27 protein-coding genes and 2 pseudogenes are annotated in these 24,077 nt (G+C 39.3%); 8 read left to right on the top strand and 21 right to left on the bottom strand.

Going from position 1 to position 24,077, the window contains the following annotated elements:
- Positions 1-4 precede the first annotated feature (4 nt).
- The 14 genes from L5B83_RS04075 to pckA all read right to left on the bottom strand — a co-directional run bounded on the left by L5B83_RS04075 (position 5) and on the right by pckA (position 8,331).
- On the bottom strand, positions 5-400 hold the full coding sequence (locus L5B83_RS04075; RefSeq protein ID WP_265777656.1) for a hypothetical protein: 396 nt from the start codon (positions 398-400) through the stop codon (positions 5-7).
- 611 nt (positions 401-1,011) lie between these two features.
- On the bottom strand, positions 1,012-1,266 hold the full coding sequence (gene rpsQ / locus L5B83_RS04070; RefSeq protein WP_250351402.1) for a 30S ribosomal protein S17: 255 nt from the start codon (positions 1,264-1,266) through the stop codon (positions 1,012-1,014).
- Positions 1,266-1,457 (bottom strand): 50S ribosomal protein L29, encoded by a 192-nt coding sequence (gene rpmC, locus L5B83_RS04065; protein ID WP_017805230.1) that lies wholly within the window; start codon positions 1,455-1,457, stop codon positions 1,266-1,268. The genes rpsQ and rpmC overlap by 1 nt, the downstream gene beginning before the upstream one ends.
- Positions 1,457-1,867 carry a 50S ribosomal protein L16 gene (gene rplP, locus L5B83_RS04060; protein ID WP_103853558.1) on the bottom strand — a complete coding sequence of 137 codons (411 nt, stop codon included), beginning with the start codon at positions 1,865-1,867 and terminating at the stop codon, positions 1,457-1,459. Before rplP ends, rpmC begins: the two co-directional genes overlap by 1 nt.
- A 13-nt stretch (positions 1,868-1,880) precedes the next feature.
- Entirely contained in the window at positions 1,881-2,585 is a 705-nt protein-coding gene (rpsC, locus tag L5B83_RS04055; RefSeq protein ID WP_250351401.1) for a 30S ribosomal protein S3, read from the bottom strand.
- A gap of 18 nt (positions 2,586-2,603) precedes the next feature.
- Positions 2,604-2,936 (bottom strand): 50S ribosomal protein L22, encoded by a 333-nt coding sequence (gene rplV / locus L5B83_RS04050; protein ID WP_250351400.1) that lies wholly within the window; start codon positions 2,934-2,936, stop codon positions 2,604-2,606.
- Between the two features lie 10 nt (positions 2,937-2,946).
- The gene (gene rpsS, locus L5B83_RS04045; protein ID WP_005539416.1) at positions 2,947-3,222 is read right to left on the bottom strand and encodes a 30S ribosomal protein S19; all 276 of its coding nucleotides are present in this window, start codon (positions 3,220-3,222) and stop codon (positions 2,947-2,949) included.
- 25 nt (positions 3,223-3,247) lie between these two features.
- Positions 3,248-4,069, bottom strand: a complete 822-nt coding sequence (gene rplB / locus L5B83_RS04040; protein ID WP_103853556.1) for a 50S ribosomal protein L2 — start codon at positions 4,067-4,069, stop codon at positions 3,248-3,250.
- Positions 4,070-4,090: 21 nt separating this feature from the next.
- On the bottom strand, positions 4,091-4,393 hold the full coding sequence (gene rplW / locus L5B83_RS04035; RefSeq protein ID WP_035687397.1) for a 50S ribosomal protein L23: 303 nt from the start codon (positions 4,391-4,393) through the stop codon (positions 4,091-4,093).
- Complete coding sequence (gene rplD, locus L5B83_RS04030) at positions 4,390-4,992, bottom strand: 50S ribosomal protein L4 (RefSeq protein ID WP_250351399.1); 603 nt, start codon at positions 4,990-4,992, stop codon at positions 4,390-4,392. Before rplD ends, rplW begins: the two co-directional genes overlap by 4 nt.
- Before the next feature lie 15 nt (positions 4,993-5,007).
- Positions 5,008-5,637 (bottom strand): 50S ribosomal protein L3, encoded by a 630-nt coding sequence (gene rplC, locus L5B83_RS04025; RefSeq protein WP_035687403.1) that lies wholly within the window; start codon positions 5,635-5,637, stop codon positions 5,008-5,010.
- A 16-nt stretch (positions 5,638-5,653) separates the two neighbouring features.
- Positions 5,654-5,965, bottom strand: coding sequence for a 30S ribosomal protein S10 (gene rpsJ / locus L5B83_RS04020; protein WP_001181005.1), 312 nt, complete (start codon positions 5,963-5,965; stop codon positions 5,654-5,656).
- Between the two features lie 244 nt (positions 5,966-6,209).
- On the bottom strand, positions 6,210-6,527 hold the full coding sequence (gene metJ / locus L5B83_RS04015; RefSeq protein ID WP_250351398.1) for a met regulon transcriptional regulator MetJ: 318 nt from the start codon (positions 6,525-6,527) through the stop codon (positions 6,210-6,212).
- A 187-nt stretch (positions 6,528-6,714) separates the two neighbouring features.
- Entirely contained in the window at positions 6,715-8,331 is a 1,617-nt protein-coding gene (gene pckA / locus L5B83_RS04010; protein WP_265777655.1) for a phosphoenolpyruvate carboxykinase (ATP), read from the bottom strand.
- Between the two features lie 480 nt (positions 8,332-8,811).
- Here pckA and gyrB point away from each other — a divergent pair, with 480 nt between their 5' ends.
- Positions 8,812-11,244: a DNA topoisomerase (ATP-hydrolyzing) subunit B gene (gene gyrB, locus L5B83_RS04005; protein WP_250351248.1), complete on the top strand. Its 2,433-nt coding sequence runs from the start codon at positions 8,812-8,814 to the stop codon at positions 11,242-11,244.
- 515 nt (positions 11,245-11,759) lie between these two features.
- Here the strand turns inward: gyrB and L5B83_RS04000 are convergent.
- From L5B83_RS04000 to L5B83_RS03975, 6 genes are read right to left on the bottom strand one after another with little or no spacing between them, the layout of a single operon-like run.
- Positions 11,760-12,362, bottom strand: a complete 603-nt coding sequence (locus tag L5B83_RS04000; RefSeq protein WP_250351632.1) for a NapC/NirT family cytochrome c — start codon at positions 12,360-12,362, stop codon at positions 11,760-11,762.
- A gap of 11 nt (positions 12,363-12,373) precedes the next feature.
- Entirely contained in the window at positions 12,374-12,805 is a 432-nt protein-coding gene (locus L5B83_RS03995) for a nitrate reductase cytochrome c-type subunit (protein ID WP_250351414.1), read from the bottom strand.
- Position 12,806: 1 nt separating this feature from the next.
- Positions 12,807-13,670, bottom strand: a complete 864-nt coding sequence (napH, locus tag L5B83_RS03990) for a quinol dehydrogenase ferredoxin subunit NapH (RefSeq protein WP_265777654.1) — start codon at positions 13,668-13,670, stop codon at positions 12,807-12,809.
- Positions 13,670-14,422 carry a ferredoxin-type protein NapG gene (gene napG / locus L5B83_RS03985; protein ID WP_250351412.1) on the bottom strand — a complete coding sequence of 251 codons (753 nt, stop codon included), beginning with the start codon at positions 14,420-14,422 and terminating at the stop codon, positions 13,670-13,672. The genes napH and napG overlap by 1 nt, the downstream gene beginning before the upstream one ends.
- 45 nt (positions 14,423-14,467) lie before the next feature.
- Positions 14,468-16,948, bottom strand: coding sequence for a nitrate reductase catalytic subunit NapA (napA, locus tag L5B83_RS03980; RefSeq protein ID WP_250351411.1), 2,481 nt, complete (start codon positions 16,946-16,948; stop codon positions 14,468-14,470).
- 26 nt (positions 16,949-16,974) lie between these two features.
- A complete protein-coding gene (locus L5B83_RS03975) occupies positions 16,975-17,265 on the bottom strand; it encodes a chaperone NapD (protein ID WP_265777653.1) in 291 nt (96 codons plus the stop codon).
- A gap of 314 nt (positions 17,266-17,579) precedes the next feature.
- Here L5B83_RS03975 and narQ point away from each other — a divergent pair, with 314 nt between their 5' ends.
- Genes narQ through L5B83_RS03955 form a run of 4 tightly spaced genes read left to right on the top strand, consistent with a single transcriptional unit; the run spans position 17,580 to position 20,977 of the window.
- Positions 17,580-19,283, top strand: coding sequence for a nitrate/nitrite two-component system sensor histidine kinase NarQ (gene narQ / locus L5B83_RS03970; RefSeq protein WP_265777652.1), 1,704 nt, complete (start codon positions 17,580-17,582; stop codon positions 19,281-19,283).
- A gap of 15 nt (positions 19,284-19,298) precedes the next feature.
- The gene (gene murB / locus L5B83_RS03965; protein ID WP_265777651.1) at positions 19,299-20,333 is read left to right on the top strand and encodes a UDP-N-acetylmuramate dehydrogenase; all 1,035 of its coding nucleotides are present in this window, start codon (positions 19,299-19,301) and stop codon (positions 20,331-20,333) included.
- Positions 20,334-20,366: 33 nt separating this feature from the next.
- The gene (locus L5B83_RS03960) at positions 20,367-20,690 is read left to right on the top strand and encodes a DUF2322 family protein (protein WP_265777650.1); all 324 of its coding nucleotides are present in this window, start codon (positions 20,367-20,369) and stop codon (positions 20,688-20,690) included.
- Complete coding sequence (locus tag L5B83_RS03955) at positions 20,690-20,977, top strand: hypothetical protein (RefSeq protein WP_265777649.1); 288 nt, start codon at positions 20,690-20,692, stop codon at positions 20,975-20,977. Before L5B83_RS03960 ends, L5B83_RS03955 begins: the two co-directional genes overlap by 1 nt.
- Here the strand turns inward: L5B83_RS03955 and L5B83_RS03950 are convergent, their stop codons facing one another.
- A complete protein-coding gene (locus L5B83_RS03950) occupies positions 20,978-21,541 on the bottom strand; it encodes an IS1595 family transposase (RefSeq protein WP_265777648.1) in 564 nt (187 codons plus the stop codon). It abuts the gene before it with no gap.
- A 52-nt stretch (positions 21,542-21,593) separates the two neighbouring features.
- On the opposite strand from L5B83_RS03950, the pseudogene L5B83_RS03945 reads away from it, so the two are divergent.
- From L5B83_RS03945 to tnpA, 3 genes and pseudogenes are all read left to right on the top strand, one after another.
- Positions 21,594-22,280, top strand: a pseudogene (locus L5B83_RS03945) (dicarboxylate transporter/tellurite-resistance protein TehA); the annotation flags it as partial.
- A gap of 188 nt (positions 22,281-22,468) precedes the next feature.
- Positions 22,469-23,314: an RNA polymerase sigma factor RpoH gene (rpoH, locus tag L5B83_RS03940; RefSeq protein WP_265778370.1), complete on the top strand. Its 846-nt coding sequence runs from the start codon at positions 22,469-22,471 to the stop codon at positions 23,312-23,314.
- 185 nt (positions 23,315-23,499) lie between these two features.
- Positions 23,500-24,019: pseudogene (tnpA, locus tag L5B83_RS03935) on the top strand (IS200/IS605 family transposase).
- Positions 24,020-24,077 lie beyond the last annotated feature (58 nt).

Here is a 24,077-nt window from a genome sequence, read left to right as displayed (position 1 = left end):
ACGATTAATCTCGTTTTAAAATCATCTGTAATAGCTTTATATAGATAAATCCTAGCCCTCCTATGGACAAGCTAAGAAAGCTAACAGGAAAAAGATCTACTTTTTGCAATTCTTTTACATAAAGATAAAAAAAGTAAAATATTACAAGAAAAATAATGCTGACAATAAAAATGAAAACTTTTCCGTTTGCAGAAATATATTTGAACTTATCTATAAAATCTGGTGTGAAAGAACCAATTTTCATATATAATAGGGAAAATAAGATCATTACACTACATAACAAAAACGCTAATCTAAATCCTTCAATAAATTCAGATCTTTTATAAACTTTATGAGTAGTAAGGCTGATAAATACGGTTACTATATAATTAAAAACTTTTAGATGATTTTTTAATAACATATATACACCTCTAATAAAAAATTAAATAATATTCACTATTTTAATTTAAAAAATATTTCAGATATTTTAACCATTATCAATCGTAAAATACAGACACAACAAATAAAAAGAAAATAAATATAAACTTACAAACCAATAATTTATTTATATTTTATACAAGAATTAATAAAAAAACACAATTAAATTATTTTTTATTTATTTTAGAATAAAGCATATTATTTTTGAAAAATAATATGCAAAAAAACCTATTAGTCCAAAATAAATATACCTTAACTCTCCATTCATATCCAAAATAGAATTTGCGATCCAATATAAAATAAAAAATATGGCTATAAATATAATAGAACTCTTCATAGTTGTCTCCTATCTTGATCTTGTCTTAAAGATTAATTTATAAATTGGCTAAATTTTAACTAAAATCAATATTACACTAATATGATAAAAAAAATGTGATCTATATCTTATTTTTATTATCTACTATATTAAAAAATAGGATCTGTATTAGACTAACATAACTGCTAATCTAATACAGCCCCTATTATTTTTATCAACAAAAAAGCCAATGGTATTCACCATTGGCTATTATTTTATTTAAAGCGATAACTAATAAATTAGATTACTGCTTTTTCAACAACGCGAACCAAAGTATGTGATTTAGTTTTTGAAAGAGGACGACATTCCTTAATTTCAACAACATCACCTAATTTTGCTTCGTTATTTTCATCGTGCACATGTAATTTAGTTGTACGACGGATAAATTTACCATAAAGAGGGTGTTTCACTTTGCGTTCAATTGCAACTGTGAATGATTTATCCATTTTGTCGCTAATTACACGACCTTGCACAGTACGAATTTTATCAGTCATTACTCACCCGCCTTCTCGGTTAATACAGTTTTCACTTGTGCAATACTGCGACGCACTTGTTTTAACTGATGGGTTTGTTGAAGCTGACCGGTGGCTGCTTGCATACGCAATTTGAATTGCTCACCTAACAAGTTAACCAATTCAGCATTCAGCTCTTCAACAGTTTTTGTACGTAGTTCTTGAGCTTTCATTACATCACCGTTTTAGTTACGAATGTGGTCTTAATTGGCAATTTAGCCGCTGCAAGTGCAAATGCATTTCTTGCTAGCTCTTCAGACACACCATCCATTTCATAAAGTACTTTACCCGGCTGGATTAAAGCTACCCAGTATTCAACGTTACCTTTACCTTTACCCATACGGACTTCTAATGGTTTTTCAGTAATTGGTTTATCTGGAAAAACACGGATCCAGATTTTACCTTGACGTTTAATCGCACGAGTCATCGCACGACGTGCCGCCTCAATTTGGCGAGCTGTTAAACGACCACGGCCAACTGCTTTCAAACCGAAGGTACCGAAGCTAACTTCTGTACCACCTGCAATTCCACGGTTACGACCTTTTTGGACTTTACGGAATTTTGTACGTTTTGGTTGCAACATTTAGCAATTCTCCTTACTTACGACCTTTACCACGTGGCTTTTTAGGCGTGGTAGGTTGTTGTTCTGGTTGTTGTGCAATTGCAGCCATTCCACCAAGAATTTCACCTTTGAAGATCCACACTTTAACGCCGATTACGCCGTATGTAGTGTGTGCTTCAGCAGTGTTATAATCGATGTCCGCACGTAGTGTATGTAATGGCACACGACCTTCACGATACCACTCTGAACGAGCAATCTCTGCACCACCTAAACGACCGCTAACTTCAACTTTGATACCTTTGGCACCTAAACGCATTGCATTTTGTACCGCACGTTTCATTGCACGACGGAACATTACTCGACGTTCAAGTTGAGAAGCGATGCTATCTGCAACTAATTTCGCATCTAATTCAGGTTTTTTCACTTCAGCGATGTTGATTTGAGCTGGAACACCTGCGATAGCTGCAACAGCGTTACGTAATTTTTCAACATCTTCGCCTTTTTTACCAATTACGATACCTGGGCGAGCTGTGTGAATTGTTACACGAATACTTTTCGCTGGACGCTCAATAGTGATGCGTGAAACGGAAGCATTCGCTAATTCTTTATTTAAGAATTGACGCACTTTGAAATCGCCGTCTAAGTTAGACGCGAAGTCTTGTGTATTCGCAAACCAAGTAGAGCTCCAAGGCTTAACAATACCTAGGCGAATACCATTTGGATGGACTTTTTGACCCATTGCTATTCCTCTACTAAATTAACGATCTGACACAACCACAGTAATGTGGCTTGTACGTTTTAAAATACGATCTGCACGACCTTTAGCACGTGGCATAACACGTTTCATACTAGGACCTTCATCTACGAAAATCTTAGTCACTTTTAGATCATCGATATCTGCACCGTCATTATGCTCTGCATTAGCAATTGCAGACTCAAGCACTTTCTTAACAAGCGATGCTGCTTTTTTGTTAGTGAAAGTTAAAATTTCTAATGCTTGACCCACTTTTTTACCACGGATTAAATCCGCAACTAAACGAGCTTTTTGCGCTGAAGTGCGAGCGTAACGATGTTTTGCGATAGTTTCCATCTTTTACCCCTTACTTCTTAGCTTTCTTATCCGCAGCGTGTCCGCGGTAAGTACGAGTCGGTGCAAATTCACCGAGTTTATGACCAATCATTTCGTCCGATACATAAACTGGAACGTGCTGACGACCATTATGGACTGCGATGGTCAATCCGATCATTGATGGAATGATCATTGAACGACGGGACCAAGTTTTAATTGGCTTTTTATCCCCGCTTTCCACCGCCTTCTCTACCTTCTTCAACAAGTGTAGGTCAAGGAAAGGACCCTTCTTGAGAGAACGTGGCATGGCTAATCCTCTTATTTAATTAATATTATTTACCACGACGACGTACGATATATTTATCAGTACGTTTGTTATGGCGAGTTTTCTTACCTTTGGTTTGAACGCCCCAAGGAGTAACTGGGTGTTTACCGAAGTTACGACCTTCACCACCACCGTGTGGGTGATCAACAGGGTTCATTGCTGTACCACGAACTGTTGGGCGAACGCCTCTCCAGCGGTTAGCACCAGCTTTACCAAGAACGCGAAGCATATGCTCTGAATTGCCCACTTCACCAATAGTTGCAGAACATTCAGCTAATACTTTACGCATTTCACCTGAGCGAAGACGTAAAGTAACATAGTTACCTTCACGCGCAATAATTTGTACATAAGCACCAGCAGAACGTGCAAGTTGTCCGCCTTTACCTGGTTTTAATTCAACGTTATGTACAGTTGAACCAACAGGGATATTACGCATTGGTAATGAGTTACCAACTTTAATTGGAGCGTTTACACCTGCTTGGATTTGATCGCCTGCGCTTAAACCTTTAGGTGCTAAGATATAACGGCGTTCACCATCTTTATAAAGCACTAAAGCAATATTTGCAGAACGATTTGGATCATATTCAAGACGCTCAACAACCGCTGGGATATCTAACTTGTTACGTTTGAAATCGATTAAACGGTAATGTTGTTTATGACCACCACCGATATGGCGAGTAGTAATACGTCCTAAATTATTACGACCACCTGTTTTAGATTTGCTATCTAATAATGGTGCGTAAGGTTTCCCTTTATGTAATTCAGGGTTTACGATTTTAACAACGTGACGACGACCAGCGGAGGTCGGCTTACATTTTACGATAGCCATTTATTTCTTTCTCCTCCGTAATTACTCTGCACCTTCAACGAAGTCAAGTGATTGACCTTCTTGAAGAGTTACATAAGCTTTTTTCCAGTCACTGCGATGTCCCATCTTAGTACCACGACGTTTAGTTTTACCTTTAACGACAACAGTACGAACAGAATCTACTTTCACTTCAAATAATTCAGCAACAGCTTTTGCAATTTCTGCTTTGTTGGCATCTAAAGCGACTTTGAAAACGATGGTGTTTGACTTCTCAGCGTTATTTGTTGCTTTCTCAGAGACGTGAGGTGCTTTTAACACTTTTAGCAAACGTTCTTGTTGAATCATGCTAACATCTCCTCAATTTGTTTCACTGCATCAACAGTTACAACCACTTTATCAAAAGCGATTAAACTGACTGGATCAATACCTTGCACATCACGTACATCAACTTTATATAAGTTACGTGCAGCTAAGAATAAATTCTCATCTAAACTTGCAGTGATGATAAGCGCGTCAGTTAACGCCATATCTTTTAATTTTTGAACTAAGGCTTTTGTTTTTGGCGCATCAATTTCAAATTTTTCAACTACAACTAAACGATCTTGACGAACAAGCTCAGATAGAATGCTTTTGATTGCACCACGGTACATTTTTTTGTTCACTTTTTGGCTGTGATCTTGTGGTTTCGCTGCAAAAGTTACACCACCAGAACGCCAAATTGGCGATTTAATATCACCAGCACGAGCGCGACCAGTACCTTTTTGACGCCAAGGTTTTTTACCTGAACCAGACACTTCAGCACGAGTTTTTTGCGCACGTGAACCTTGACGAGCACCTGCTGCATAAGCAACAACTACTTGGTGGATCAATGCTTCATTAAACTCACGTCCGAAGGTAGTTTCAGAAACAGTTAGTGCGTTTGCACCTACAACTTGTAATTCCATCTCTATCTCCTAGACTTATGCTTTAACTGCTGGTTTTACGATAACATCACTATTAGTTGCACCAGGTACAGAACCTTTAACTAATAATAAATTACGCTCAGCATCGACACGAACAACTTCAAGTGATTGAACGGTTACACGCTCAGCACCTAAGTGTCCAGCCATTTTTTTGCCTTTAAACACACGACCTGGAGTTTGGTTTTGACCAATAGAACCAAGCACACGATGTGATAAAGAGTTACCATGACTTGCATCTTGAGTACGGAAATTCCAACGTTTAACACCACCTTGGAAACCTTTACCTTTAGATGTACCAGTAACATCAACTTTCTTAACATCTGCGAAGATGTCAACATTAATTTCTTGACCTAAAGTGAATTCTTCACCTTCAGTTGTACGAAATTCCCATAAACCGCGACCAGCTTCAACACCTGCTTTCACGAAATGGCCTGCTTCAGGCTTAGTTACACGGCTCGCTTTTTTAGAACCAGTAGTAACTTGAATTGCAGTATAGCCATCGTTTTCAAGAGTTTTAACTTGAGTTACACGGTTTGCTTGGATTTCGATAACAGTAACAGGTACAGAAACGCCATCTTCATTGAAGATACGAGTCATACCAACTTTACGACCGACTAAACCAATCATTGTCATAACCTCTTAATTAACCTAGGCTGATCTGCACGTCAACGCCGGCAGCCAAATCTAAACGCATTAATGCATCAACAGTTTTTTCTGTTGGTTCTACGATATCTACTAAACGTTTGTGAGTACGAATTTCGTATTGGTCACGTGCGTCTTTATTAACGTGTGGAGAAATCAACACGGTAAAACGTTCTTTACGCGTTGGTAAAGGAATTGGACCACGAACTTGTGCGCCAGTACGTTTAGCTGTTTCTACGATCTCCGCTGTAGATTGATCAATTAAACGATGATCAAATGCTTTTAAGCGGATACGGATTCTTTGGTTCTGCATTAGACCAGAGCTCCAATAATTTTTAGCTAAAATAAAACTGACACCATCACCTTTCATAAACTTCATTGAAAGGGAAGTGCAGTAACCTAATATTATAGTCCCCCAATCGGGGACATTTTATGTATTACAAAATCTGTAATACGCCTTTAATAAATGATTACATCAAAGGGCTTTCTAAGAAAGCGTGTGGATTATACTTAGCTCAAATAGGAATTGCAACCTATTTCTCAGTAAAATCTGAAATTTAGTATTCCCATTCTTCAGGCTTCAAGCCTAACTCACGCATCATTTTTTTCGCCTGCTCAGGTATCTCATCGTGGCGCTCTTTTAACAAATCGTCATCGGTTGGTAACGGCTGCCCTGTAAATGCGTGCAAAAATGCCTCACATAACAATTCACTATTTGTCGCGTGACGTAAATTTTTCAGCTGACGTCTTGTCCGCTCATTAGTCAAAATTTCCAACACTTTAATTGGAATAGACACCGTAATCTTCTTTACCTGTTCACTTTTCTTACCGTGTTCTGCATAAGGGCTAATATATTTACCATCCCAATTCACCATAATGACACCTTAAATCTCCACAAAAATTGTGTTTATTCTAATGAAAAATTGCTGAGATCACAATCTAGACATTAAGACTGCTAGATAGCTAGATGAATGATTAAAAATCCACAAAAAAATACCGCACTTTGATTTTTCTCCAAAATCATCAGTGCGGTGTAAATTTTAGCAAATTTTTGTTATGTAATTAGGCTTTTGGTCCCGCGTTGATCAATGCTTTCCCTTCTTCGTTTGTTGCATATTTTTCAAAGTTTTTCACAAAACGCCCCGCCAAATCTTCGGCTTTCGCTTGCCATTGTGCTTTATCTGCATAAGTATCACGCGGATCTAAAATGGCCGGATCGACACCCGGTAATGCGTTTGGAATGGCTAAGTTAAAGATTGGTAATTCAGACATTTCCGCATTATCAATAGCGCCATCTAAAATCGCATCAATAATGCCACGAGTATCTTTAATAGAGATACGTTTACCTGTGCCATTCCAGCCTGTGTTTACAAGATATGCTTCCGCCCCCGCAGCTTCCATACGTTTTACTAACACTTCTGCATATTGTGTTGGGTGAAGTGATAAGAATGCCGCCCCAAAACACGCAGAGAACGTTGGAGTTGGTTCGGTAATACCACGTTCTGTGCCCGCTAATTTCGCTGTGAAACCAGATAAGAAGTAGTATTTGGTTTGCTCTGGTGTCAATTTTGCTACTGGTGGTAACACCCCGAAAGCATCAGCGGTTAAGAAAATCACTTTTTTCGCATGACCCGCTTTAGAAACGGGTTTTACAATGTTCTCAATATGATAGATTGGGTAAGAAACACGGGTGTTTTCTGTTTTTGAGCCGTCATCATAATCCACGGAACCATCTGCTCTCACCACCACATTTTCTAACAAAGCATCACGCTTAATTGCACGATAAATATCTGGCTCACTTTCTTCCGATAATTTGATGGTTTTAGCATAACAACCACCCTCATAGTTAAATACGCCATCATCGTCCCAACCGTGTTCATCATCACCGATCAATTGGCGTTTTGGATCGGTTGAAAGCGTGGTTTTCCCTGTACCAGATAAACCGAAGAAAATTGCCACATCACCTTCTTTACCGACGTTGGCAGAACAGTGCATTGAGGCGATACCTTTAAGTGGAAGGAAATAATTCATCATTGAGAACATTCCTTTTTTCATTTCACCGCCGTACCAAGTTCCACCAATTAATTGAATGCCTTCTGTAATATTAAACGCCACAAAGTTTTCAGAATTTAAGCCTTGTTCTTTCCAATTTGGATTAGTCACTTTAGACCCATTCATTACCACAAAATCTGGTTTAAAGTTCGCTAATTCAGCAGCAGATGGGCGGATAAACATATTCGTTACAAAGTGGGCTTGCCACGCAACTTCAGTGATAATACGCACCGCTAAACGGGTATCTGGATTTGCCCCACAGAACGCATCCACCACAAACAGACGTTTGCTAGAAAGTTGTTTGGTGACTAATTCTTTTAAACTTTGCCAAGTGGCTTGATTCATTGGTTTGTTATCGTTTTTCGCCGCATCACTTGTCCACCATACGGTATCTTTGGTTTTTTCATCTAAAACAATATATTTATCTTTTGGCGAACGTCCGGTAAAAATCCCCGTATCTACAGCGACTGCCCCTGATTTTGTTACCGTACCTTTTTCAAATCCCTCTAGGCCTTCTTTGGTTTCTTCCTTGAATAATTGTTCATAGCTTGGGTTATAAACGACTTCTTTTACATCATAAATGCCTAACTCACCAAGTTCTTCAACTAATTTAGTTACATCTGTCATAATACACCTCAATTAAAAGTTAATATTTAAAATTAAAAGGAAAGTACGAGCTATTTTATGCAAAGAAGATGAAAAAAAATGTTAGGTAGATCGCAAAATCAGAAAAAAACAGCTTACTCACTCAAAATAGTTAATTTTTATGACCTTAATCAAAAAAATTTTGAATTTGCTGTAAAGGTTGCAGACTTTGGTGTTACCGTGATGTGGTCGTGTGAATTGTTGTATAGTACGGTTTTCCTCCACAATATTGCTACAACAATTTATTGTTATTAAGTCTTATACCACTATCAAATTAACCTCTCTAAAATCCTTACCGGATAAGACGGTTAGCACTTTTTACCCCTATTTTGTTTACTAACCCTTTTTTCATTATTTTTCAATTTATTATTTACCTGCCTGAGATTTTTGCGAAATTAGCCAAAAGCCTAAAAATTTGCTATAATCTGCCCAATTTTTTATCAATAAAAACAGAGAATTGTTATGTCGAATAATGTCCCAGAAAATTATGGTGCAAGTAGTATCAAAGTATTAAAAGGCCTTGATGCAGTGCGTAAACGCCCCGGTATGTATATTGGTGATACCGATGACGGAACAGGGTTACATCATATGGTTTTTGAAGTTGTAGATAACGCCATTGATGAAGCATTGGCGGGCTATTGTTCTGATATTATTGTGACTATTCATTCTGATAATTCTGTTTCAGTGCAAGATGATGGTCGTGGTATTCCAGTGGATATTCACCCTGAAGAAGGGGTATCTGCCGCAGAAGTGATTATGACAGTATTGCACGCAGGCGGAAAATTTGATGATAATTCTTATAAAGTGTCTGGTGGATTGCATGGTGTTGGTGTGTCCGTAGTTAATGCGCTATCTGATAAATTACAGCTCACCATTCGCCGTCAAGGCAATGTTCACGAACAATTCTATCATTTAGGTGATCCGCAAGCGCCTTTAACCATTATTGGTGAAACTAGCCAAACGGGAACGACGGTGCGTTTTTGGCCAAGTCCAAGCATTTTCACCAATATTGAATTTGAATATGACATTTTGGCTAAACGCTTGCGCGAGCTTTCTTTTTTAAATTCAGGGGTATCCATTCGTTTAATTGATGAACGTGATGATAAACAGGATCACTTTCATTATGAAGGCGGAATTCAAGCCTTTGTGGAATATTTAAACAAAAATAAAAATCCAATTCATCAAAAACCATTTTATTTTTCCACAGAAAAAGATGATATTGGTGTTGAAGTTGCTTTGCAGTGGAATGAAGGCTATCAATCGGAAAATATTCATTGCTTCACCAACAATATTCCACAACGTGATGGAGGAACTCACTTAGCTGGTTTCCGTGCCGCTTTAACGCGAACCTTAAATGCTTATATGGAAAAATCAGGGCTGAATAAAAAAGGCAAGAACGATAAAGTGGAAACCTCAGGTGATGACGCACGTGAAGGGCTCGTCGCGATTATTTCAGTGAAAGTACCTGATCCAAAATTCTCTTCACAAACTAAAGATAAATTGGTTTCTTCCGAAGTAAAAGGGGCGGTGGAATCCGCCATGAATGAGCGCTTGCAAGAATATTTGGAAGAAAATCCAAATGACGCCAAAATGATTGCAAGTAAAATTATTGATGCAGCGCGCGCGCGCGAAGCCGCACGCAAAGCCCGTGAAATGACACGCCGTAAAGGGGCATTGGATATTGCAGGGTTACCCGGTAAGTTAGCAGATTGCCAAGAACGTGATCCTGCTTTATCTGAACTCTACCTTGTGGAGGGGGATTCTGCAGGAGGGTCAGCAAAACAAGGGCGTAATCGTAAAAATCAAGCAATTTTGCCATTAAAAGGGAAAATCCTAAATGTAGAAAAAGCCCGTTTTGATAAAATGCTTTCTTCCCAAGAAGTGGGAACATTAATTACTGCGCTTGGCTGTGGAATTGGGCGTGATGAATATAATCCAGATAAATTGCGTTATCACAGTATTATTATAATGACCGATGCTGATGTGGACGGTGCGCATATTAGCACCTTATTGCTCACTTTCTTCTATCGTCAAATGCCTGAATTAATTGAACGTGGTCATATTTATATTGCTCAACCGCCACTTTATAAAGTGAAAAAAGGTAAAAATGAAGAGTACATTAAAGATGATGAAGCAATGGCACAATATGAATTGAATATTGCTTTAGATGGCGCAGCGTTATATACCACGAAAGATGCTCCTGCAATGAGTGGGGTGGCATTAGAAAAATTGGTGTCTGAATATAACAGCGTGCAAAAAATGATTGCGCGTTTAAGCCGCCATTATCCAGAAAGTGTTTTAAAAACCTTGATTTATCAACCTGAATTAACCGTCGCTTTAATGCAAAATGAAAGTGCGGTGGAATTTTGGGCAAAATCTTTGGTTGAAAATTTAACGGAAAAAGAAAGCAGCGGTAATCATTATAGTTATAAACTGCATTTCAATAGTGAACGCCATTTACACGAAGTTGTGCTAACCGTGCGTACTCACGGCATTGATACAGAATATGTATTTGGCTTCCAATTTATCAATGGCAATGATTACGCTCGCATTGTGAAATTGGGTTCACAGCTCAACGGCTTACTTGAGCCTGATGCTTATATCGCACGCGGTGAACGTCAGTATCCAGTAACAACGTTTGAACAAGCGGTAGAATGGTTAGTAAAAGAATCGCGTCGCGGTTTAATGGTACAACGTTATAAAGGGTTAGGTGAAATGAATCCAGAGCAGCTTTGGGAAACCACAATGGATCCTGAAACACGTACAATGTTGCAAGTTACCATTAAAGATGCCGTGGCAGCCGATCAGCTCTTCACTACCTTAATGGGGGATGAAGTTGAACCTCGTCGTGAGTTTATTGAATCTAATGCATTACGAGCTAACTTAGATATTTAATGTAGTTAAGTTATATCGATGGGATTGTGTCAGATCTTTCTGTGATTCAGTCCCTTTGTATTTGTTTAGATTTAATAGCAAACAGCTGCAAAAGATTAGATCTAATATTGACGCGTCAAAGTATTTTTTGCTTAGAATATGAGCAAAAACTCAGACATAAACAAAATGAAACACTCATCTTTTTCCTCATAGTCCACTTATTAAATAACGGTTAGTTCTCTGTGAGCTATAAGCCATATAGCCCTTATTGTTATAAAATCACAAAATGGAGCATTGTTTTCTCGCTCTGTGGATAAATGATGGTTAACTTAAACACACTATCACAAATTTTAAACCACAACTGAACGCGCTAGAAAATATTCTTGAAAAACAAGGTATTATCTTAAATTTAAAGCACTATAATGCAAAAAAGAAAAAGATAAACAGTTTGGAGAGAAATTTCTTTATTTCAAATTAACCTGACAGGCACGAGTTTTTAAACAGAGGCTGTCAGATTAAGTTCGATTTTTTACAGATCAGTGTTCTTTGCTACCTTCCGCTTTCTCTGGAAGGAAACCTGATCTCACGTCTTTCATATTCGGTAAGTGGTGAGCAATCCCTTTATGGCAATCAATACAGGTTTTCCCTTCTTTAATCGCCATCGCGTGCATTTTCTCTGCCACTGTTTTTTGTTGCGTGAAATCCATTGCTTCAAAATTATGACAGTTGCGACATTCTTGTGAGTTATTGGCTTTCATTCTTGCCCATTCACGTTCTGCCATTTCTAGACGAGCAGCTTCAAATTTTTCTTTGGTGTCAACTTTACCTGTAAGGTGTGCATAAACTTCTGTTGCTGCTTTGATTTTTCTTGCCCATTTAGGAATAAATTCGTGCGGTAAATGGCAGTTCGCACAAGTGGCTTTCACGCCTGTGCGATTCATATAATGCACAGATTGGCGATATTCTGGCACAACATCATTCATATGACAGCTTGAACAGAATTCTTCCGTATTGGTATGTTCAAGAGCGGTGTTAAATCCTCCCCAAAAGAGAATACCAGCAATAAACGATAACGTGATTAAAACACCGACTGCCATACGACTCGGTGAGCGAAACCAATGCCAAAACTTTTTGATCAATTTCAACATTTTTATTCTCCGTAACCTTTCATAGGTTTAAATTCATTTGGCACGATTGGCTCAACATCAGACTGTGAAACGTGGCATTGTAAGCAGAAATAACGTCTTGGTGAGGTTTCACCGCCGACAATGTTGCCTTGGCGATCCATAAAGTGCGTTGGGCTAATGCGTGTTGCCCCTGTAATGCGTGATGCTTCAACACTGTGGCAGTTTAAGCACTGATTGACATTTTTCGTCACTTGATAATTTTTCACACTATGTGGAATTGTTGGTGGCTGATTTACATAGTTAAGTGCTGGCAGCTCACTTTGTTTTGGTACATTGTGGAAAGCTGGCTTCACATCTTCTGCCGCCCCTTGTAAATAGTTGTCAATTTTATCTTCCGCAGCCATTACGCTGGTGGCGAAAAGTGCGGTTAAAATTACTAAGGTTTTTTTAATCATTTTATTCCCCCGAATGATTAAATCTAGTGGTAAAAGTAAATACATTTTCAGCACAAACATCAATGCAACGTCCGCAACTGATACAATCTTTAGAAAGCACGAGCAGGCTTTCGTCTTTTTTGCCGTGCAATGGGCTACGTAACACTTGTGGCTCAGGGCAAACATTGTAGCAATCCATACAATTATCACAGCGTGTGCGATCAATGACTTTAATACGTGCAATGCTTTTCGCACCAATTAAGCCATAAGTCGCCCCGATAGGGCATAAATGCCCACACCAGCCATGCTCTGCAATCAATAAATCAAATAAAAATATCGCTAAAATCAACCACGTCGTTGCACCAAAGCCATAAATTAACGCGCGTCCAAATGCACTCACTGGGTTGATCCATTCCCACAACATAATGCCACTCATTGCGCTGCCGATAAGAATCATCAATAAAATACCGTAGCGTAATCCACGTGGGATTTTGGCATTTTGCCGAATGCCTAATTTACGTCTTAACCAAGCGGCACTATCGGTAACAAGGTTTAACGGACAAACCCAGCCACAAAATATTTTGCTCCCTAACAAAGCATAAAGGGCGATCACAATACTCGCACCAAGTAGCGTTTTGAAGTTTGGTAAATGGCCTGTTGCAAGGCTTTCTGCGGTAATGAGGGGATCACTCATTGGGATTAAATCTAAAAATAGACTTCCACTATAATTGCCACGCAAAATCCACACACCAAGCCAAGGGCCACTTAGAAACATTGCGAGAATGCTTAACTGGGTTAAACGACGCCAAAACAAAAAGCGATTAGCACGCCATAAACCAAGCTTTTCTCTTGCTTCTCTTCCTGCATATTTCGGTGAATTTGCCATTAACGCCCCTCCGGTTTGCGTACAGGTAAAGAAATCATATCCTCAGGGGCAAGAGAATGCCCAGCCTTTTCTTTTTCTTGCCAACCTAAGCGATAATGTTTACCCAACATTCCTTTTGCTAAAGAGAGAGGTAACACTTTAATTGCCGCCTCGTCCAGTACGCAGGCCTCTTCACATTTTCCGCAACCTGTGCAAGCATCAGAATGCACAGTTGGGATAAATAATGCGTGTTTACCCGTGCGATCATTACGTTGCATTTCTAACGTGATCGCTTTGTCAATAAGCGGACAAACGCGATAACACACATCACAGCGTAAGCCTTGCCAATTTAAGCAAGTTTCGTGATCTAGCAACACCGATAAGCCCATTCGAGCGTCATTAATATTATCCTGTGTAGAATCTAACGCCCCACTTGGACAGGCTTTTGCACAAGGAATATCTTCACACATTTCGCAAGGTTTCTCCCGTGCGATAAAGTAAGGTGTGCCAGCTTCCATAGGTGAAAGCAAGGAAGCAAGGTGTAACATTTCATAAGGACAGGCTTGCACACATTGTCCGCAGCGAATACAGGCAGCGGCGAATTTTTTCTCATCTTCAAGGGCAAACGGTGGACGTAATGCCACGCCTTGACGTGCAAGGCTTTGCTCTTGTTGAAGTCCGAGTAAAATGCCAAGACCTCCTAATCCGCCCGCAGTACGAGCAGCGTCTTTAAAAAATTTACGGCGTTCCGGTGTTTGGGTTAATTTTTTCATCGTTTTTTCACCGCACTTTAGCTATATCAAAGTGCGGTTATTTTTTTAAGCTTTTTCCACTTTAACGGCACATTTTTTGAAGTCCGTTTCTTTAGAAATAGGATCGGTTGCATCTAACGTAAGTTTATTAGCAAGCTGACCTGCATCAAAGAAAGTGGTAAAGACTAAGCCTTCAGGACATTTATTACGTCCACGGGTATCCACATAAGAAATAATTTCACCGCGACGTGAAGACACTTTGATCTTATCACCGTGACGTAATCCCCGTTTTTTCGCATCATTTGGGTGCATCCAAACGACGTTATTCGGGAATGAACGGTGTAATTCAGGAACACGGCGAGTCATTGTGCCAGTATGCCAATGTTCTAATACACGCCCCGTAGATAACCATAAATCATATTCTTCATCAGGCACTTCCGCTGGTGGCTCATAAGGAACCGCTAAGATCACGGCACGTTTGTCAGGCTGACCATAGAATGCTACGCCTTCACCAGCTTTGACATAAGGATCATAGCCTTCACGATAACGCCACAATGTTTCTTTGCCATCAACCACAGGCCAACGTAAACCACGCGCTTTATGATAGAGATCATAATCTGCTAAATCATGCCCATGTCCACGACCGAAAGAGGCATATTCTTCAAATAATCCTTTTTGAATGTAGAAACCAAAATCATAAGCTTCATCATTTAGGCGATCATTTAGCTCTGCATTAGAATATTTATCTACATTACCGTTACGGTATAACACCTCATATAATGTTTTGCCTTTAAATTCTGGATTTGCATCTAAAATGTCAGCGGGCCAGACTTCATCCGTTGTGAAGTATTTTGAAAATTCTACTAATTGCCATAAGTCAGATTTTGCTTCACCCGGTGCTTTCACTTGCTGACGCCATACTTGTGTGCGGCGTTCGGCATTACCGTAAGCCCCTTCTTTTTCTACCCACATTGCGGTTGGTAACATTAAATCTGCAGCTAATGCGGAGACTGTTGGATAGGGATCGGAAACCACGATAAAGTTTTCAGGATTACGCCAACCCGGGAAAGTTTCTTGATTGATATTTGGGCCACCTTGCATATTGTTAGTACACATTTGCCATAACACACGCATTTTGCCATCTTTTAATGCACGGCTTTGTGCCACAGCGTGATAGCCTAGTTTATCGGTGATCACACCTGCTGGAATTTTCCACGTTTTCTCTGCTTTAGCACGATGTTCAGGTTTTGTTACCACCATATCAGCGGGTAAGCGGTGGATAAAGGTACCTACTTCACGCGCGGTACCACAAGCAGATGGCTGACCGGTTAATGAGAATGGTCCACAGCCCGGAATGGAGATTTTCCCAGTTAATAAGTGAATGTTATAAATCAAGTGGTTTGCCCACACACCACGCGTATGTTGGTTAAAGCCCATTGTCCAGAACGAAACAATTTTGCGTTTTGGATCGGCATAAAGCTGCGCCAAACTTTCAAGTTGCTCTTTTGGTACGCCTGACATTTCGTGTGCTTTATCAAGGGTATATTCAGACACAAGGGCTTTGAGTTCTTCAAAGTTACTGTCATACATTTTACCGCTATTAGCATTTTTTGCTGCTTTCTGGCGCGGATCGCTATCACGCAAGCCATAACCAATATCGGTTTCACCACGTTTAAATTTAGTATGTTTATTAACGAAATCCCAATTAATGGCATCATTTTGAATTAAATAATTAATGATGTAGTTCAAGATCACTAAATCTGATTGTGGTGTGAAAACCATTCCATTATCGGCAAGTTCAAAACTACGATGCTCAAAGGTAGAAAGCACGGCCACTTTAACATCAGGATTAGATAAACGGCGATCAGAAATACGCGACCATAAAATTGGGTGCATTTCTGCCATATTTGAACCCCATAACACGAAAGCTTCCGCTTCTTCAATATCGTTATAGCAACCCATCGGCTCATCAATACCAAAGGTACGCAAAAATGCAACCGCCGCAGAAGCCATACAATGACGCGCATTTGGATCAATATTATTAGAACGGAAACCGGCTTTCCAAAGTTTGGCTTTCGCGTAACCTTCAAAAATGGTGCTTTGCCCAGAGGTGAACATTCCCACTCCATTCGGTCCACGTTCTTTCATTGCCGCCAAGAATTTTTCTTTCATCGTTTTGAAAGCAGTATCCCAAGTTACTGGCGTGAAATCACCATTTTTATCATATTTGCCGTCTTTCATACGTAACATTGGCTGAGTTAAACGGTCTTTTCCATACATAATTTTTGGTAAGAAGTAACCTTTGATACAGTTTAATCCACGGTTTACTTCCGCATCAGGATCCCCTTGTGATGCCACAACACGTCCATTTTGCGTACCAATTAATACTCCACAGCCTGTACCACAGAAACGGCAAACACCCTTGTCCCATTTGATACTGTTATCCTGTGTGGCTTCCACATTTTTTACTGGAATGGTTAATCCAGCAACCGCCGCAGCGGCAACGGCTGCATTGGTTTTCATAAAGTCTCGGCGACTTAAATTCATCTCATTTCCCCCACGAGTATGATTAATTATTCATCATTGCCTTCATCTTGTTGATGATAGACTAAAGATACGGTAATCACGCCATCAATATTGCGCGCTTGCTCCATTTGCTCGAGCAAAAGATGTTGATCGTGCGATTGCATCACCGCCACCAACTTGCCTTTTTCAACATCTTCGGCAGGCACTTCGGTATAAGGTACAGCTAAAAGTGCGGTCTTAATTTTTTCAATTTTTTGCGGATTACATTGAACAATCACGCCACAAACGTGCCAATCTTCCGCTTTATCCATTGGGATAGTCGAGTGTTTATTTAACATTTTTATTCCTGTGGATATATCATATATTGAGCGCTAGTAGGTTCACTCAATTTTATTTAAATGGTGATATTGACCACGACTCAAATAACTTTTACTAGGCTTACTATTCTCTTGAGGGATTGGTCTATTTTTAATAACCTAAATTAAGTATTTATCCGATTAAAAACTAATTTATTGTTTTAGATCAAAATTATTCCAGTATCAGATAAGGCGATAAATTACTTTCTTTAACTCATTGACTAACATTTCTATGAAAAAAGAATTTTTTTGTTAAAATGCTGAAAGATTAGAATTATATTTGATACTAAAAATTCGTGAAAATAAGAAAACACTCTGTTGCCACCAAAATTGCTAATTACTTGCTACTTATTATTATTTTTGCAACGGTGATTAGTGTATTAAGTTTAATTATTATGCTAAGTAATAAATCTGATGCCGAATTAATCAATATATCCGGTTCATTACGAATGCAAAGTTATCGTATTTTATACGAAATGGAACATGCACCTGAGTTAGTGTCAAAAAATTTACTTCAATACCGTTCCACCTTACATTCCTCTACCTTAACGGATATTAACCATCAGTTTTTTATGCCCAATGATATTAAGCAGGCTTATCAACATCTGATTGTACGTTGGAAGGAAATGGAGAATTATGCCAAACAAATGAATTATCCTTCCTATCAAAAAGAAGTAGCAAACTACGTTGCTGAAGTGAACCAATTTGTTGAAGATTTACAACATTTTGCTGAGAAAAAACTTTATCTTGCAGTATATTGCATTCTTTTTGCAATGCTTTCTATTGTCGCAATGGTGTCTTATGTGGTGTGGTTTACCAAAAAACAAATGGTAAAACCGTTGGAAAAATTAGCCTTAGCAAGTACCCAAGTGCAAATTGGGCAATTCAACCACATTCCACTAGATAGTAATAATAATGATGAAATCGGACGACTTGCTTTAGTTTTTACCCAAATGGCGAGTGATTTGAAAAAGCTGTATGCAGGGCTGGAAGAAAAGGTCAATGAAAAAACGCAAAAATTGAGCCAAGCTAACCGCTCTCTTTCAATGCTTTACCAATGTTCTCAATTAGTTACCACGAATAATATCGATCCTACGTTACTCAAGCAAGTCTTAAAACAAATAAAAGTCAATGAACATTTACGCTATATTGAATTACTGGTATATGGCGCAGAACATTGGAATATCCAGCTTGGTGAGAAAGAAGCCCCACTCTCGACACAACAAATGGAACTTTGTGTTGAAGGGGATAAACTTGGGCTACTATCTTGGCAAGCAGGATTACCCTGCCCTGATTTACGCACAATGCAAAATGTCTCACAAATGTTGAGCCGTTCACTGTATTTCCACTATACGCAACGTCAGCAACAACAGCTTTTATTAATGGAAGAACGGTCAATTATTGCACGAGAATTACACGATTCATTGGCACAAGTGCTGGCGTATTTACAAATTCAACTCACCTTGCTAAAGCACAATCTGAACAAGGATGGCGAGCAAAATAAAGAAAAAAGCCTGACAATTATTCGTGATTTTGAACAAGCCTTAAATGATGGTTATGTTCAACTGCGCGAATTGCTTGCCACCTTCCGTTTAACAGTGCAAGAAGCAAATTTACAGCTTGCACTTGAACAAGTGATTGACTCTTTACGCAATCAAACAACAATGAAAATGCGCGTGGAATGTAGTTTGCCGTCTCACACTTTCAACGCGCAACAGCTCGTACACGCCTTGCAAATTGTCCGCGAGGCAGCATTAAATGCGATTAAACATTCTCAAGGTACAGAAATTGAAGTGGTTGCTCACACCAATGAAGACGGAGAATATGAGCTGTTGGTGCGCGATAATGGCGTGGGTATTCCTAGCCTCGATGAACCAGCTGGGCATTACGGTTTAAATATAATGAATGAACGCAGCGCCCAACTCAATGCTATACTAAGCATCAATAATCGCCCTGAAGGCGGTACAGAAGTGAAAATGACACTGCCAAATAAATTATAGACGTTAAGGAATAAAATGGAAAATCTTCAACCATTTCATACACTTGGAATAAATGCGCAAGCAAAAATGGTAAAAAAAATCACCGCACTTGAACAAATCCTCCCTCTTTGGCAAGAAGCCCAACAGCAACAGCTTCCCGTGCTTTTTCTTGGGCAAGGTAGCAATGTGTTATTTGTGGAAGATTTTAACGGAATCGTACTGATAAATGCATTAAAAGGCATTGAACATCACCAAGATGAGCACTTTCATTATCTTCACGTCCAAGGGGGCGAAAATTGGCACGAGCTGGTTCAATGGAGCTTGGAACAAGGTATTTATGGTTTGGAAAATTTGGCATTAATCCCCGGCTGTGTCGGCTCCGCCCCAATCCAGAATATCGGTGCTTACGGGGTAGAATTTAAAGATCTGTGCGATTATGTAGAGGTACTTAACCTTAATACAGGCGAAATCTTCCGTTTAAACAAGGCTGAATGTCAATTTGGCTACCGTGAAAGCCTCTTCAAACATCAATATAAAGAGGGGTATATGATTGTTGCAGTCGGATTAAAATTAGCTAAAGATTGGCAGCCTGTATTAAGTTATGGCACCCTTTCGCGTTTTGATCCTGCCACGGTAAAAGCCGAAGACATTTTCAATGAAGTCTGTACGGTACGCCGTGCGAAGTTGCCTAATCCACAAGAATTCGGCAACGCAGGAAGTTTTTTCAAAAATCCCGTTATTTCCAGCGCACTTTTTGCACAATTAAAACACCAATACCCCGAGATACCGAACTATCCGCAGCCAGATGGCACGGTGAAGTTAGCCGCCGGTTGGCTGATTGATCAATGTGGCTTAAAAGGCTATCAACTTGGTGGTGCGGCAGTGCATCAAAATCAAGCGTTGGTACTGATTAATAAAGCACAAGCAAGTGGTAAAGATGTGGCGAACCTTGCCCATCATATTCGTCAAACTGTGGCAGAAAAATTTGCGGTGTATTTACAACCTGAAGTTCGTTTTGTCGGTGCGAAAGGCGAAATTGACAGCGAACAATTTATTTCATCGCAACATTAATCATTATTCTCATTTAACTAAAAAGGAAACAAAATGGATTTCAAAACAATTTTAGAAACGTTACCTACTATCGATCACCTTTCGGGCTTAAGCGTATTTGACGGTGAAACACCACTTCATCACATTCCTGCCATTGCTGGCAAACTTGGCTCATTACGCGTATATAATGCCCTTGCGCAAGAATTTAACGGAAAATTAGACCGCACTTGCGCAGAGAAAGGCTTACAACTTTTCGCTGAACATACTGCAGATGCGAAACAATTCCCCGGCAAACATCCCAATATTGATTTATTGTTTGCTGTGATAACAGAAGGAAAAGAATACCGCCTTGTACCTGAAATAGCAGAGGGAAAATAATGTCGAAAGCCAAGCCTTTTCCTATTGGGGTAAACTATTTCAGCATTGTATTGGGCATTTCTGCACTCGGTTTGGCGTGGCGTTATAGTGCTAATGTGTTGGCTGTGCCAACGCTTATCGCAGAAACCTTGATCGGCTTTGCAGCCTTGCTTTGGGGGATACTATTTTCGATTTATGTGTATAAATGGATACGCTATCCCACCCAAGCTAAAGCCGAATTGCATCACCCAATTTTAGGCTGTTTCGTCAGCCTGATCCCAATTACACTTTGGGGCTGTCCTAGATAACTAGACTAAACTTCCTTTAACTAGTTGTTTTAAAATGGAAATTTGAGTTTTTATGTCACTGTAATTAAAACGCCATTCGCATTCCTTTAAATAAAGCTCAAAATGGGCTTTAGGAATACCATTAAATTTGCGAAAATGGCTAAATTCACTCACATCAAGCACATCATAACTACGATAAGTATCGGTGTAAACAATACTATCAGGCTTTACTTTCTCTCGAATAATAGGTAACAAGGTGGCTGATTGAGTATTCGGAACCGCAACGGTATAAACCTTGCCATTGCGTTTAAGGAGCCCGAATACCGCGATTTTCCCTGCCGCGCCACGACCACGTTTACCTGTGCGGGCACTACCAAAATAACTTTCATCGGCTTCAATTTCACCTTCAAACATTTCTAAGTGTAGGCTATTTTGATAGATGAGCAGGCGTAAACGATGAAAGTAGTATGCTGCTGTTGTTTTGTTTACATTGACCAACTCCGCAGCAGTCCTTGCTGTAATCCCTGCGACAAATAGCTCAATGAGTTTATTTTGTTTATGCTGACTTAGACGACTTTTTCTCATTGGTTCATTCTAACCTAAATAGAGTTTTTAGTCGTTATCTAGGACAGCCCCTACACTTTTATTAATCGCGATGGGATTATCACCTTATAGTAAAGGATTGGCACAATATTTAGTTGGGCTTGGCATTGTGGCACAACTTGCATTTTCTACCTACCGTTACGGTGGATTATGGCGTGGTATTCATCCACAAGATGCCACGACCCCCGTGCTATATTTGCCAACCGTTGCAGCAAATTTCGTCAGTGCAACGGCATTAGGCTTATTAGGTTATTCAGAATTAGGAATGTTATTTTTCGGTGCAGGAGTGATTGCGTGGATTATGCTTGAACCCGCCGTGCAACAACGTTTACGCAATTTAACTGAATTGCCAACAGCAATTCGCCCAACGATTGGTATCCAACTTGCGCCTGCTTTTGTTTGCTGTTCAGCCTATCTTGCCTTAAATGGCGGTCATATTGATTGGATAGTGAAAAGTTTGATCGGATACGGCTTGCTACAATTATTATTTTTAATTCGCCTACTGCCTTGGATCGGCAAACAATTCCGTCTCACTTATTGGGCATTTTCATTTGGCTTAGCCTCAATGGCTGGAGTAGGCATTCGCCTTTACGGCAAAGGTGAGAACCTCAGCCTTGCCCTACAACATTTAGGTTTAACGATGTTCATCGTTGCCAGCTTGTGCATCGGATTTCTCATTGTGGCAACACTTAGATTAATCATAACAAAGCAAATTCCCTAGCTTTGCAATTGACTAAAATAGATTTATTTTATTGCGTAAAAATTTAATCAAAAGAAATGAACTTTCTGATCTCACAATAGTCTAAATTTACAAGAAAAGGATAAATTAATCGTTATAATCGATTGACCTTATAATAAATTATGTTATAAATAGACCCACATTGTGGGCATAAAATAAGAAGGAATATGATGAACAAAGATACACAAGCTCTAATGTTAGTTCCTCAAGGTAGCTTAGAAGGCTATATCCGTGCTGCAAACGAATATCCTATGCTAACTGCAGAGGAAGAAAAGGAATTAGCGGAACGTTTGTATTATAAAGAAGATCTTGAGGCAGCCAAAAAATTGATTTTGTCTCATCTTCGCTTTGTGATCCACGTTGCGCGTGGTTATTCTGGTTATGGATTGCCACAAGCGGATTTAATTCAAGAAGGTAACATTGGCTTAATGAAAGCGGTAAAACGCTTTAACCCTGAAGTGGGCGTTCGCCTTGTTTCCTTTGCTGTACATTGGATTAAAGCAGAAATTCACGAATATGTACTACGTAACTGGCGTATCGTCAAAGTGGCAACGACGAAAGCACAACGTAAATTATTCTTTAACCTACGCAAAACTAAACAACGCTTAGGTTGGTTCAATGATAATGAAGTGGATATGGTGGCCGAGGAACTAGGCGTATCAAAACAAGATGTCATTGAAATGGAAAGCCGTATGACAGGAGCGGACGTTGGCTTTGATCTTTCTAATGATGACGATGATGAAAGTTATGCTCCAGCGCTTTATCTTGAGGACAGAAACTCAAATTTTGCCGCAGAATTAGAAAATGAAAATTACGAAACTCAAGCTGCAGATCAGGTTGCCGCAGCGCTTGAAGGTTTAGATGAACGTAGCCAAGATATTATCAAAGCACGTTGGTTAGATGAAAATAAAGCAACGCTACAAGATTTAGCTACGAAATATAATATTTCCGCTGAACGTGTTCGCCAGCTTGAAACCAATGCACTGAAAAAACTTAAAAGTGCGGTAACGTTCTAAAGCCAAACAACATAAAAAGCACTGGATTACATCAGTGCTTTTTTATTTATAGCCAGCCAAAGGGTGGCTATAAAAACCATACGCTATGCGTATGGTGTTAAAGAGCTTAAGCGATGAAAAGAAAAATCCTCACTATATAATGAACAAGGCTGACAACCAAAATTCAACATATAGGAGGATAGCTCATAGCAAATAAAGCGAATGACGATTCAAGTTTATCACACGCAAAGTGGAACGGTAAGTATCACCTAGTATTTATACCTAAATACAGACGGAAAGCTATTTTCGGTAAGCTAAGAACAGATATAAGGCGTATTTTAAGGCGTTTATGTGATTATAAAGGCGTAGAAATTGTAGAAGCTCATGCAATGAAAGATCATATCCATATGCCTGTAAAAATACCAACCGAAATTAACAGTTTCACGTTTTATGGGATATTTGAAAGAAAAATCATCATTGATGATTTTTGAAAAATATACAAATCTAAAATATAAATATGGCAATAGACACTTTTGAGCAAAAGGCTATTATGTAAGTACCGTGGGCTTAAATGCCAAGGTGGTAGAGGAATATATACGTAACCAAGAAAAAGAAGATATGGTACAAGATAATTTAAGTACGAAAGAATATGTGGACCCCTTTAAGGGGATCTCTAAACACGGTTATCGGTCTTTTTACACATCCCTTGAGGGATGTGTGAAGTAAAAGCCCTTATAGGGTAGCCTCAAAACCGCACGTTTCACGTGCGGATTGTTATTGATTT

Source organism: Avibacterium sp. 21-599 (genome assembly GCF_026226765.1).
Lineage (GTDB): Bacteria > Pseudomonadota > Gammaproteobacteria > Enterobacterales > Pasteurellaceae > Avibacterium.
This window is presented reverse-complemented; position numbering and strand designations above follow the sequence as displayed.